The 14,286-nt window shown below is 44.7% G+C and carries 5 protein-coding genes and 1 pseudogene; 4 read left to right on the top strand and 2 right to left on the bottom strand.

Features of this window, described 5'->3' with window-relative positions:
* Positions 1 to 114: 114 nt before the first annotated feature.
* Complete coding sequence (gene deoC, locus GKR74_RS00550; RefSeq protein WP_154602075.1) at positions 115 to 783, top strand: deoxyribose-phosphate aldolase; 669 nt, start codon at positions 115 to 117, stop codon at positions 781 to 783.
* 46 nt (positions 784 to 829) lie between these two features.
* Positions 830 to 1,609 carry a DeoR family transcriptional regulator gene (locus GKR74_RS00545; RefSeq protein ID WP_181477949.1) on the top strand — a complete coding sequence of 260 codons (780 nt, stop codon included), beginning with the start codon at positions 830 to 832 and terminating at the stop codon, positions 1,607 to 1,609.
* 61 nt (positions 1,610 to 1,670) lie between these two features.
* Here the strand turns inward: GKR74_RS00545 and rnz are convergent, their stop codons facing one another.
* A complete protein-coding gene (gene rnz / locus GKR74_RS00540; protein WP_154602073.1) occupies positions 1,671 to 2,585 on the bottom strand; it encodes a ribonuclease Z in 915 nt (304 codons plus the stop codon).
* A 257-nt stretch (positions 2,586 to 2,842) separates the two neighbouring features.
* On the opposite strand from rnz, the gene GKR74_RS00535 reads away from it, so the two are divergent.
* On the top strand, positions 2,843 to 11,035 hold the full coding sequence (locus GKR74_RS00535) for an invasin domain 3-containing protein (RefSeq protein WP_154602072.1): 8,193 nt from the start codon (positions 2,843 to 2,845) through the stop codon (positions 11,033 to 11,035).
* An 80-nt stretch (positions 11,036 to 11,115) separates the two neighbouring features.
* On the opposite strand, the pseudogene rtcR reads toward GKR74_RS00535, so the two are convergent.
* A pseudogene (rtcR, locus tag GKR74_RS00530) lies at positions 11,116 to 12,687 on the bottom strand (RNA repair transcriptional activator RtcR); the annotation flags it as partial.
* Between the two features lie 480 nt (positions 12,688 to 13,167).
* Between rtcR and GKR74_RS00525 the strand changes: the two are divergent.
* On the top strand, positions 13,168 to 14,286 hold the full coding sequence (locus GKR74_RS00525; protein ID WP_154602070.1) for a slipin family protein: 1,119 nt from the start codon (positions 13,168 to 13,170) through the stop codon (positions 14,284 to 14,286).

The raw sequence follows: 14,286 nt of genomic DNA, 5'->3' as shown, positions 1-14,286 counted from the left end.
TTTGTGATTAGGATCTCGAATAACGAATGATCAAGTGTTATATCTGCCACATTTCCTCATTCTTTGTTACCTATTCCACATCTATTCTGAAAAACTTCATATAGGAAGGTTTAAATGCAAGATTTAGCGAAATATATTGATCACACTTTATTGGCTGCCAACGCAACAGTTAACGATATCAAAACGTTATGTGCAGAAGCGGCTCAACATCACTTTGCTTCAGTGTGTGTTAACACTGGTTATGTCCCATTGGCAAGCGAATGTTTAAAAGATAGCGATGTGATGGTGTGCTGTGTTGTTGGTTTCCCATTAGGCGCATGTTTAACAGAGGCTAAAGCGTTTGAAGCCGCTGAAGCTGTTCGCCGTGGTGCCGATGAAGTGGATATGGTCATCAACGTAGGTATGCTGAAAAGCGGTGATTTAGACTTCGTTCGTCAAGATATCGAAGCCGTTTTTGCGGCCTGTGGTAAAGCAACACTGAAGGTGATCCTCGAAACTTGCCTGTTAACTGATGAAGAAATTACACAGGTTTGTGAAATTTGCCGCACAATTAACGTTGGATTTGTGAAAACTTCAACAGGATTCAGTACAATGGGTGCCACTGAGCATCATGTGGCATTAATGCGTAAAGTGGTTGGTAATGAAATTGGCGTCAAAGCATCCGGTGGCGTACGTACGCGTGAAACCGCAATTAAGATGATTGAAGCGGGTGCTAACCGCGTTGGTGCAAGCGCGAGTGTCGCTATTGTGACTGGAGAAAATACCACTCCAAGTGACTACTAAACAACGGGGCGCGGTTCGTCCGCGCCATTATAAAAAGGATTGCAGGGTGATAGAAACTAAACAAAAAGAACGCCTTCGCCGATTAAGTGAATGTATTAAACGTTCAGGACGCATTCATCTTAAAGAAGCCGCGAGAATACTTGAAGTCTCTGAAATGACCATTCGCCGAGATCTCAATGCGGACACCGAAGGCCCTATCCCCATGTCACTGCTTGGTGGCTATATTGTTTCTGTCACTCAACCTACTGCTTTAGCTCCGCACGAACCCCATGCCGATGTTTTCACACCCGATCAAACTGAAGAGCTGTATATCCCTAATTTAGCCGCCAGTATGGTCAGTGAAGATGATGTAATCTTTTTCGACAATGGCATCGAAATGGCCACCTTGATAGCGTTGATCCCTGAAGAAATCAGCTTTACTGGCATTTGTTATTCCCATAACGTTTTTCTCGCCTTGAGCCAGAAAAAAAATGCCACAGCGCTACTGTGTGGTGGGGAATATCGCCCCAAAAGTGATTCGTTTTACAGCCCTACGCTGCCTTCATTATTAGATTCCATTAACCCCAAAAAAGCGTTTATGTCCGCCACTGGCGTTCACAGTGCGTATGGGGTGACTTGCTATAATCTCGATGATTTACCGATGAAAAAGAAAGGTATGGAAAAATCTATCCGTAAGATTTTATTAGCGCCTTATAACCTGTTTGATGAAGTGGCGACCGCCAATATGGGCGAATTGTCTCAGTTTGATGTGATTGTGACAAACCGACAGCTAAGTGATGAATACGAAGCTTACTGCCGCAATGGGTTTGTGAAAGTGATTTACTAACCTGATACTATTCATTCGAACAAAATCGACACGTTTGAAATCGTGTCGATTTGTTTTCTCACTAAATTTTAACCGTCAAATAATCTTCCGCTATCTGCGTTTCAAGAAATTCGGCTTGGCACTCCGCCAATAAACGAGGAATATCCTCTGCGCCATAGCGCCCGCTGAGATGCGTCGCGATAAATCGTTTTACCCCCGCTTGCTTGGCAAGCTGCGCCGCTTGGCGAGTTGAAGAGTGCCCGTGCTCATTAGCTTTCGCTTCTAGCGCCACTTCTAACGTAGTTTCGTGCACCATGACATCGGCATTTTTAGCCAACAACAACGCTTCTGGTGTTGGGATAGTATCCCCAAAAATCGCGACCACTTTACCTGTAACTGGCTCACCAAGGTAGTCGGCTCCATTCACGGTGCGACCATCTTCTAACTCAATAACTTCGCCCTTCTTCAGCGCCTGCATCCAAGGCCCACGAGGGATCCCATCTTGCTCCAGTTTTTGCACATTTAGCGACCCCGGTTTTGGATGTTCTTCAATACGATAGCCATAACATTCTACGCGGTGATCCAACCGATACGCAGTGACAATTAGCTCCCCATCATCAAATAACTTACCCGCTTCAATTTCTACAATTTCAAGAGGATAGGTCATGTAGGAGTCGCTCACTGATAAAACAGTTTCCACATACTGCTTCAGCCCCTTTGGCCCATATAACGTCAAGGGATCCATCGTTCCCCCCATAGAGCGGCTACAGAGCAATCCCGGTAACCCAAAAATATGGTCACCGTGTAAATGGGTAATAAAAATCTTCTCGATTTTGGGTGTTTTAAAGGGGCTATTTAAAATTCGGTGCTGAGTCCCTTCGCCACAGTCAAAGAGCCAGTAGCTTTTACGGATACCGACTAAATTTAATATCATGCTGGTGACATTGCGATCTTTTGTTGGCACACCTGCACTAGTTCCGAGAAAAGTCAGTTCCATCCCATTTTTTCCTATCTTTTTGTTTTTAATTGATTAAACCGAAATTCCAAACTTTTCCAAAATCGCTAACCTTCATTTTTACGTCACGATTTTTATCTTGTAATTTTCGTCGCTGAAATTTCCGTTCTATTAATGGAATTCTCAGCTTTTCCAACAGGCAAATCCGGCTTCACTTTAAGTCCAATTAATTCACAAGCGCTTACTTTCTCACATCTCCAGAATAGCCGCGTTAATTTTTACTATTAGGAATAGATTGAATGAGCTCCGCGTCTTTAACGGTTAAAAAAAAGCTAGCTAACGGTTTTGTTATCTTCACGGCTATCTGGTCATCAGCCATTATGCCTGTTATCCCAAGTTATGCAAAAATGTTGGATAACAACGACCTACCATCATTGGCCAGTGAAAATAACGTCACAGAAGATAATACTGAACGTTTGGTCGCCGAATACAGTAAGACACTTGGTTCATTCCTATCCCAAAACAAAAACGAGCAAAACTTGTCGGATAAAGCGCAAAACTATGTTCGCAATAAAGTGGCGAGTGAAGCTACTAAAGAAATTGAAAATTGGTTATCCAAAGCGGGTAATGCCAGGCTCAATATTAATATAGATAAAAATTTCTCCATTAAGAATTCAAAGCTAGACTGGCTGATCCCTTGGTATGACCATCCCAAAGCCCTGCTATTTACCCAGCACAGTATTCACCGTAGTGATGAGCGATTGCATACAAACAATGGGATCGGTCTACGCCACTTCGATGAAAAAAATACCATTGGAATTAACGCTTTTATCGACCACGACATCTCACACGCACACACTCGCGCGGGATTAGGCGTGGAATACTGGCAAGACTACCTAAAATTTAATGCCAATGGCTATTTGGGCTTAACCTCGTGGAAAAGCGCTCCAGAACTCAACCATGATTATAACGCGAAACCCGCTCATGGCTGGGATGTCCAAATCGAAAGCTGGCTTCCTGCTTATCCACAACTGGGCGGAAACCTAAAATATGAACAATATTATGGTGATAGCGTTGCTCTATTTGGAAAAAATCAACGCCAGAAAAACCCGAGCGCTGCAACTATCGGCGCTCACTGGACACCATTCCCATTATTCACATTGAATGCTAATCATAAGTTTGGCAGTAAAAACCGATCCGAAACTCAAGCCAAACTTCAATTTACGTGGATTTTTGGTAAGAGCCTAGCCCATCATGTAGATCCAACCAAAGTAGCAGAAGCGCGTCGCCTCTCGGGGAATCGTTATGACTTTGTGGAGCGTAATAACAGCATTATTCTTGATTACCAAAAGAAAACGCTGCTGAGCCTGTCATTACCAACCAAAATTCAAGGTGAAACCGGGCAATCTATCCCATTGGTCAAATCCTTCACCAGCCAATATCCACTCAAACATATTGAATGGAACGCCCCTGAACTTCTGGCTTCGGGAGGTTCAATTAGCTCAACCGATCACACTGCAGTTCTGATCTTACCGTCCTATAAGACCGCCAAAACCACACAAGATGCCCAAAAAGCAAACCGCTATCGCTTGCGTGCAATAGCCTATGACGTAAACGGAAATGCCTCTCCAGTGGCTGAAACATTGGTTGAAGTAACCGATTCTGGCGTCCTCAGCATTAACCCTCGCGATATCACATTTTATGGAAAAGGCTTAGCCAATGGTAATGACATCAACGGTCTCACCGCCATTGTCAGAGATTCCCACGGTAATACCGCACCCAACGCAAAAGTCGTCTTTGTCTTACCCAACACACTCGCGCTAATTGCTCAAAAAGCCAATACAGCAGCCCATCCAGACATCCAACGCGAACTGCGTAAAAAAATGCAGGCGATGAAAGTGGCTAAACCGGTGGAATACACCACAACAACCAATGCGAAAGGCGAAGCACAGGTGCAATTTACCTCACAAATTGCAGGCGCCTATGAAATCGCTGTCTACACAGGCAATCATCCGCCAGTGAAAACCCAAGTCACTTTCATACCAGATGTAGCGGAGGCCTATATCCATAATTTTACCGTCTCCCGTCCCGCGGTAATTGCAGATGGTATCTCGGCCCATTCAGTAAAAGCGCTGATTACAGATAAGAATAAAAATCCTATCCCCAACCACGAAGTCAATTTTTCTGCCACAAATGCAAAAATCGTCGATAAAGCCACAACAAACGAAAACGGCCTTGTGGAAGTCACATTAACCAGCGTAAAAGCGGGAGCCAGTGAAGTGACTCTCTCTATCAACGGTCACAGTGAAACAAAAGTTGTTGAGTTTATAAGTGGCAAAGCGCATCAAATCGCCATTTTAGAAATACCTGAAGTGTACGCAGGCAGAGAAAGCCAAGTGGTCTTCCAGATACGTGATAATCAAGGCAATCCGATTATTGATGCCAATAATGACGCAACCATCACCATCGATCAAAAGGTGAGTTCAACACCAATTTGGGGCATTGATGTCGATAACGGTACCTATGCTGCGAAAGTTTATGGACTGCAATCCGGCGAGCACACTATCCAAGTCGCGATGGACAATATCGTCTCCCTTGAACGAAACTTCACGACACGCGAAGCGGGTACCATACAATCAAGTTCGACAGATGGCAGCGGCCCTGATGGTGCTTTAGGTGTTATTGCCAGCATTGACATAGACATCAATCCTAACCGTACGAACTTTAAATCTGGCGACAATCCACTCATTATCGTCACGTTAAAAGATAGCTTTGGTAACGCAATTGAGAATGTGGATTTCAACCATCTTCATCTTGGCAATATGAAAGGAAAAGATCTGGCTTGGCGCGATGAAGGGCACAGTGACTATATGGTCAACCTCCCCTTAACCACCATTGGCGATCTTGATATCACCGCAAATATTAACGGTATATATAGCCCTAAAACCGTTTTGACTGTCTCTCACAATAGCGGTATTTCAAAAATTGACCACGTGGCGTTAAGCGTCATCAATCCGACATTAAATGCCGGCGATAAGCCAACACTAAAAGTGGAACTGGCCGACGGAAACGGTAATACCGTCACTGGCGTTCAACAACTTGATATTACTATCGATAATCAAACGCATACCCTGCCAGTGACACAAAATCTGGATGGCAGCTACACGGTCGAACTTCCCGCGCAGCATAGCGGCAGCAAAAATATTCAGGTGACTGCCAACGGTAAAGACTCCAACCAAGCGACCTTAACCGTCCAAGCACCAACGCCGATGCCAACGAATATCCATGGCAATGCGGGTGAGCAAGGGGTGCTGGCAACGGTCGAACTGACAACGAGCTCGCAGGCCGACCTTAAATCCGGTGACACACTGGCATTAACCGTCACTGCACAAGATACCTTTAAAAACCCATTAACTGGTCTGGTGTCGGCGATCGCACTCACCCACGCTCAAACGGGCAAAGTGACATGGGTCGATAACCAAGACGGCACATATTCTGGAACATTAGCGTTCTCGAAACTGGGTATTGATACCCTGACAGCCTCCGTCAATACCGTGAGCAGCAAGGCGATCTCCGTTAACGTCGCGAACCTAACGGGTCACTCGGGCGTGCAAAACGTGGTGATCACCCCAATCAATACAACCCCGAATGCCGGCGATAAGCCAACACTAAAAGTGGAACTGACCGATGGCAACGGCAATACCATCACTGGCGTTCAACAACTTGATATTACTATCGATAATCAAACGCATACCCTGCCAGTGACTCAAAATCCGAATGGCAGCTACACAGTCGAACTTCCCGCGCAGCATAGCGGCAGCAAAAATATTCAGGTCACCGTCAACGGTAAAGATTCCAACCAAGCGACCTTAACCGTCCAAGCACCAACGCCGATTCCAACGAATATCCATGGCAACGCAGGTGAGCAAGGGGTGCTGGCAACGGTCGAACTGACAACGGGCTCGCTGGTCAACCTTAAATCTGGCGATACCTTGGCATTAACCGTCACCGCCAAAGATAGCTTTAAAAACCCATTAACTGGTCTGGCTTCGGCAATCACATTGGGCCATAACCAAGCGGGCGCTGTAGCCTGGACTGATAACCAAGACGGGACTTATTCGGCGTCGCTTCCGCTAACCAAATTAGGCAGTGATACCCTGAATGCCGCCGTCAACACTATCACTAGCCAAGCTATTTCAATCACAGTAGCACCACAGCAGAACAGAGCATCAATCACCATCGTTGAGTTGCAAACTCAGCATCCTCAAGTATCTGCGGGGCAAAGCACAACGCTCACACTGATTTTACGTGATAAGTACAATAATGGCGTCGTGCAACTCTCTTCAAACGATATCAAGCTAGAAAATAACAAATTGGCGCTGTCGAATATTCAATGGCAAGAGCAAGGCAATGGCGTTTACACCACAGAGCTTCCATTCAATCAATTAGGTCGCCATAAGCTCATTAGCACGGTTAATTTTATTGATAGCCCTACCGTTGATGTTGATGTCACAGCATTAAAAGGGGCGATTCGTGTTCATCAAGTCCGCCTCAATGCTACCCCTAAACAATTTGTTGTGGGTGAACAAATCCAATTAACCCTCACCTTGCTCGACCAATTTGATAATGGGGTGTTAGACGTATTAGCCAGCGACATCAATATCAATGATGATAATACACGAAACTCACTGAATGGCTTGCAATGGCACCATCAACAAAATGGTGTTTACATCGCCGATACCATCATCACTAAAGGGGGTGTTCACTCATTAAAAGCCACCGTTAACCATAAACAACATAGTGTGCTGGTTCATGCCATTACCTCTGTTGGCCATAACCAAGTGAGTGATGCGCAGCTCACCACCAACACCGCAAGTCTTACTGCAGGTTCATCTGCCACACTGACCTTAGAGCTGAAAGACCAGCATGGTAATCCTGTCTCTCAAGTCGATAACGCCGATATTGCCTTAACTGATAATTCCGGCGCATCCATTCCAGCCACTTGGGTTGAAATGAGTAACTTGGGTGTTTATACCGCACAAGTTCAATTAAATACCGTCGGGGATCACGCACTCACCATGGCGGTCAATTCTATTTCTCGCCATATTGATTTTCACGTCACACCGCCTCATGGAGCATCCTCGGTGACGCAATTGGAGATCTCCCCAATAACGACTGTCGAAGCGGGGCAGGCCTCGTCTCTTATCGTTGCCATGAAAGATCGGTACGGAAATGTCGTGAATAATGTGCTTAATCGCGATATTGCCATTGAAATTGATGGTGTGGCTCACCCGATTCAATTAACTGAACTCGGTGATACTGGCCAATATGCAGGGCAACTTCCTGCCCAGTCAAAAGGTCTGCATACGGTTAAAATCACCGTAAATGGCCAAGTTGAAACCTCAAATTGGATTATTAATAATCCGATAGCAATTTCGCTGAGTTCCTTTGATAGAACGGGGCAACGAGGCGCATTAGAAAAAATGACGCTACACAGCAGTAAAAAATCAGTGAGATCAGGAGATAGTGTGACCTTAACACTGAATTTAATGGATAAATTTGACAACCCACTCACAGGGGCTGGCTCCCATTTAAGCTTATTAACGGACTTAAAAGAGCTGTCTAACTGGCAGGATAACCGTGATGGAAGCTATTCCATTGAATTACTGATGAACCGATTAGGTTCACAAGCCGCGCAAGCGATTGTGAAAAATGTACTGAGTAATGACGTGGATCTTGATATTTCAGCTTTGAGTGGAGCTAGCAGCGTCAATACCGCCGCACTGACGATCAAAGATGCCGTCATCGAAGCTGGAGATACCACCGAGTTAACATTATCGCTAAAAGACTTGGTCGATAATGGCGTCATCAATATTCAAGATAACGATATTCACTTAGCACAGCAAAATGCCAAACTTGATAAAGCCTGGTCATCAGCCATCGATGGCCTCTATACCACGCAATTGCAAATTAATCAGGTTGGTGTTTACCCGCTACGCGCAACCGTCAACCAGCAAAATAGCCGCATTGAAACCATTGAGGTCACCGCACCCACGGGTCACACTAAGGTCGCTCACGCCCAATTAACCACGAATACCACCGCGTTAGAAGCTGGTGAGAGCATTGAACTAACCTTAGAACTCAAAGACCAATACGGTAACCTCGTTACAGGTGTCAATGGCGCCAACATTTCATTGAATGATAGCCATACCGCTGAAACCATTGATAACCGCCGGATAGCTTGGCGCATGGATACTGTCGGTATTTATAAAGCGTCCCTGCCGTTGTCACGCATAGGAAAACATACGTTAAGAGCCGTGGTGAACCAGCAGCAGGCCCAAGCGCCTGAAATGACTGTCAATGCCCTCAAAGGTGCGGCTAATGTCAGCAAAATCATCCTAACGTCGTCAAAAAATATAGTTTCTGCTGGAGAAACAACTGCACTGACCTTAAAAGTGCAAGATCGCTTTGGTAACGAAGTCGATAATATATCCGTCTCAGATATTGAACTAACGAATACTGATACACAAATCCCAACCCAAGCAACATGGGTAAAAGTACCAACAACATTAGGTACCTACGTCACGGATATACAGCTCAATAATGTGAAACCACACACCTTAGTCGCCAAGGTCAATGGACAAACTCAAACGGCACAAATTAACGTAACCCCGCTGAAAGGGTATTTCCATGTGGCCTCCGTTACACTGCAAGCTCCAGCAACATCTGAAGTGGCAGAACAAACCAAATTAGTTCTAGCTCTCGTGGATCAATTTGGGAATAACGTCATGGCAGTTGAAAATCAACATATTGAGTTAATGCTAGGTTCAACACGTCAAACTGTCACTTGGATTGAGAACCAAGATGGAACATATCAAACCAACCTCACATTAAACCAGGTTGGGGACTACACCATGACTGTCAACGTGAATACCATTATTGGAACGAAAAGCCTTCGTGTGAATTCACCAAGTGGTAAAGATAACGTCGCATCCATTCAACTTTCAGCCAGTGCAAACCAATTCTTACCTAATGAATCAACCACACTGACACTAATACTGAAAGACACCTATGGGAACGCCGTGAAAGACATTCGCAATACCGATATTTCATTGTCTGATAGCCATTCACCTGAAAACTTTGTCTCTCCAAATTGGGCTGAAGACGGTAGCCAAACGGGTGTATATACCGCGTTGGTTAACTTGAAAAAAGTTGCCGAGCATACACTAACGGCAAACGTGAATAGCATTGATAACGCTATAAAAGTTACCGTTCAACCCTTCACAGAGATACAGCACATTAATAGCGTTGAGTTATCTGTTGATAACAATGATATCTCGATGGATGAACAAGTGAATTTTACATTGGCGGCTAAAGATATTTATGGAAACAACGTCATCATAAACTCGGCGGATATCTCTATGCAGAATGCTAATGGTGCTTTGAGTCAACCGACATGGCAATTACAAGGTGCGCAACACAAAGGAGCGCTCACCTTATCTGCTAGCGGTAATTATGTCATTACAGCAAAAGTCGGCACAAAAACCAGCTCACCAATTAGCATCTCTGTACAAAGCGGTATCCCTGTTTTTGCCACAGGAAAGAGTGAATTCTCGGTTAACTCTGATCAAATCGATGAAGGCAGTAATGCCAACGTTGTTGTTAAATTAGTCTTAAAAGATGCTAATGGAAACCCAATTAAAGGGAAAAAACCGCAGGTTTCTGCGAGTGCGGGAACGGTTACAGCTGCCATGAATGAAACCCATGATGGTGTGTATGTCAGTAACTTTAATAATCCACAGGTGGGCAAATCAACCATTACCCTTGATAGCCAGTCCATTGATTATGCAGGAGCAGTACCACCTATCACTGTGATTACCTATGGTCAAATTGAAGTAAAAACCATTGATAATCCTAAGAAATTCCCTATTAATGAAGGATTCCCTAATACTGGATTTGAAGGCGCTAGATTCCAAATCACCGTGCCTATTGGCCAGCAGGAGGATTACGACTGGAGTGTGGACATTGATTGGCTATCTATTGATGAAAAAGGTGTTGTCACTATGCACCGCCAACCAACAGCAATCGCACAAGGTAATGCAATGATCCCAATATTTAAAGGCGCTCCTAAAGCTCATACAGGATATAAACGTACTGTTGATTACCGTTTTACACTGAAAAAGTGGTATTCCCTTCAGGGTAAAATCAGTGCATACGGTTCAAAATCGATTTGCCAAGCTCCAAGTCGATTAATTAAATATAAGGATCTCCAAACTGTTGGTATGCACCAACGCCTAGTTGGAGAAGCCCTTATCCATGAATGGGGAAGCCAATATATTTCTGGTAAATTTGGCTTTGGGGAATTCCTCTGGTTGGCTGATAATCAAACCTCTACGCACAATAGCATCTACAACCCATTTGGTGGACTCATTGTTGATGTAGAGATTAAAAATCAAATACTTAATGCCGTCTGTGTTGAAGACCTTAACTAAGCAAGGAAAGTTTCTTTAAAGCGTTTATTTTCACCATTGATAACCCCACGCTTTAGCGTGGGGTTTTTATTTCATCACTCCTTCACCCCATCCCAATCCAACCCAAATTTGGCTAAATACTTTCGCAGCCTATCTGCATCATTCGGTTGCTTTTTCTGTTGGCGAGAAACCGCAAATAGTGTGCGTCCCGCTTCAGACAAGGAAGAAGATTTCCTGCACACATCCAGTACTGTGGCCAACTGCTGCTGCTCAAATAGGTCGATTTCCCCCACTTGTTCAGGAAGTTGTAGCTTAGATTTTGGCTGCCACTGCTGGCTTAAGCGCTGAATTTCTTCCTCTACCACTGACTGGGTGATACGCCCATGTTCCGCGAAGGTTGCCATACGGGAAATTGAAGCACCTAATTCACGGAAATTACCACGCCATGCGGCTTGAGGGGAGCAAGCAAACTGAACATAGTGTTGACGAGCTTCTCTATCAAAGCGGATTTGGCTCTGCTCCGCTTGGCAGAATTTTGCCAATTCATAATCGATATTCGGCTCAATATCTTCACGGCGATCCGCCAGCCCCGGCAACGCAAATGTCCACATATTAATACGGGCGAATAAATCTTCGCGGAATTTCCCCTCTTCCACCCACTCGGCAAGGTTGCGATGGGTTCCTGCAATCAACTGGAAATCGCTTTGAATTTCACTGTCTGACCCGAACGGAAAAAAGCTTTTTTCTTCAATGGCTTTCAATAGCATTGCTTGCTCATCAAGACCCAATTCGGCAATTTCATCCAAAAATAAAATGCCGCCGTCGGCCTCTTTTAGTAGCCCTTGACGCGGATTAAGTGCCCCTGTAAATGCGCCCTTCACATGCCCAAATAACGTAGACATTGCATTATCACCACGCAAAGTGGCGCAGTTGATCTCCACAAAACGCCCTTTAACTTGGTGGCGTCCTTGGCGCAATTGATAAATTCGCCGAGCGAGAAAAGATTTCCCTGCACCCGTAGGGCCATTGAGCAAAATCGGTGCTTTAGAACGCAGTGCCACGCGCTCAATCTGCTCAATCATGGTATTAAACGCCCGATTACGGGTGGCGATACCCGCCTTTAAGAACGCCAACTGAGTCTGTTGCTGGCTTTCAAAGCGGCTGGTGATCTGCGCATAACGGCTTAAATCGAGGTCAATTTCCGCATACATACCCACCGGATCGGTTTCCCGTTCCCCGCGAGTTGGTGAAGTTTGGATCAGTTTTGCGGGCAAATAGTGGGCTTCCGTCAGCAAGAACCAACAGATTTGTACCACGTGGGTGCCCGTGGTGATATGCACCAAATACTCTTCGTTTTCTGTATCGAAAGGATATTCCGCAGAAAAATCCAGCAGTGAAGTGTAGACCTCTTCAAAATCCCATGGATCCGCAATATCCACTTCACGCAGCACCACCTCCGTTTTCGGCGATACCTGCTCAATATCTTCTTTCACCCGGCACGCGAGCGAGTAGTCGTTCACCTGATGAATTAGCTCAAAACGGTGAATATCTAGATCTGCTTGCTGGCACAGTCCCACAGTAGGGCGCCATTTTTTCCAGCGATTGGCTTTTTTACCGCGTCTATCAAGCACAGTACCCAATACGCCAATAACCACTTTTCTTTTTTGATTCATATTTATAAATATTTATAAAAGGCGATATGAAAATATATAAAAAAGAATAAATCATTAAGCCACAAAATGGCATCAGAAAAACCATAAAAATAATTATCTTTTTAATATCAAGTAATTATAAATATTTTTAATTATCTTTCAAAAGTTGGCACGCATCTGGCAATAGTCTAATCGTCCACTACCGGAATTTGTCAGAACTTCAGTTCTACCGGTGCAGACATGGTGGCTAGCCCCACTTCATGGTCTGTATTCCGCCGTTGGTAAGACCTATCTGGTAATAGCATGCGCTATCGGGTTCGAGTCCCGACATTCAAAACCAAATGAATAAAACGTGGTTGCCGTTTCGCCACACAGTGTTATCCGAGTCATCGCACCGGGCATTGAGCAAAACAGTAGACAGCCGTATGGCGCTCGATTGTTTCCCTCCTCGCTTCGTCAATGATTTCGATAACACCTCAATAAATAAAAAGGAAAATAACAATGACAAAAATTAACGTGGCACAGGGATACATTGCACTGACTTCAAATAAAGGCGATTTCAAGCAACTGTTCGTGGCTGGCGAACATCGCCTCAATGATTGGTTTAATAAACTGACGGTTTCTATGTTTGAACTGAATAATGACCCAATTGAAGAGAAACTTGCTGAGCATTTACGCCAGTTTCATCCTGATTGGGTTGAAGAATACTGCGTGAACATCACTCTCGCAGATGATGAAATGGGCTTTGTTTATTTGCATAACAGCCTGACGGAAATTTTAGCGCCCGCAACGCGCCGCCTGTACTGGAAAACTGGCAATACGTTACGCATCGAAACCCAATTAACTGACGATGTCGTTATCAACCCAACATTGCTGGCGCGTTTGTCAGGTAAAAAACGCATCAAAGGCACTGATCTGGCCTTAATCAGCCAAATCCCTGCATGGCATGTCGGTATCTTTAAGTTGGATGGCGAGATCCAGTCAATTTTACAACCCGGCACTTACGGTTACTGGAAGATTTGTCGTAAGCCTGAAGTGGACGTGATTGATACGCGATTACAGGCCTTGGAAGTCAGCGGTCAGGAAATCTTGACCAAAGATAAAGTCACTTTGCGTGTTAACTTATCGGCAAACTGGCGCTATGCCGACATTTTGTTGGCGTTATCCAAATTAAGCCAACCAGTGGATTATTTATATCGCGAGCTGCAATTTGCCCTGCGTGAAATTATCGGCACACGTACCTTAGATGAACTGTTGGAAAACAAGCAGTTAATCGACCAGCTGATGATGGAGCATGTGGTACAAACCGCCCTCACCTTCGGTTTAGAAATCGATAGCATTGGCGTAAAAGACATTATTTTACCAGGAGACATGCGCACCATCTTGTCTCAGGTTGTAGAAGCCGAAAAATCGGCGCAAGCCAACGTGATCCGTCGCCGCGAAGAAACCGCTGCCACACGCTCACTGTTAAATACCGCCAAAGTGATGGAAAACAATCCCGTTGCCTTGCGTTTAAAAGAGCTCGAAACCTTAGAAAGTATTGCACATCGAATCGACCAAATTTCCGTTTATGGTGGATTGGATCAAGTATTAAACGGATTGGTAAAAATTAAGGAATAA

The sequence above is a fragment of the Providencia sp. wls1914 genome, from assembly GCF_009706645.1.
GTDB lineage: Bacteria > Pseudomonadota > Gammaproteobacteria > Enterobacterales > Enterobacteriaceae > Providencia > Providencia zhijiangensis.
The sequence above is the reverse complement of the archived record's forward strand: the minus strand, read 5'-3'. Positions and strand labels throughout refer to the sequence as shown.

Bases quoted from the DNA above. Each gene is read 5' to 3' on its own strand.
- deoC (WP_154602075.1), top strand. From the start codon at position 115: ATGCAAGATTTAGCGAAATATATTGATCACACTTTATTGGCTGCCAAC.
- rnz (WP_154602073.1), bottom strand. From the start codon at position 2,585: ATGGAACTGACTTTTCTCGGAACTAGTGCAGGTGTGCCAACAAAAGAT.
- GKR74_RS00535 (WP_154602072.1), top strand. From the start codon at position 2,843: ATGAGCTCCGCGTCTTTAACGGTTAAAAAAAAGCTAGCTAACGGTTTT.
- GKR74_RS00525 (WP_154602070.1), top strand. From the start codon at position 13,168: ATGACAAAAATTAACGTGGCACAGGGATACATTGCACTGACTTCAAAT.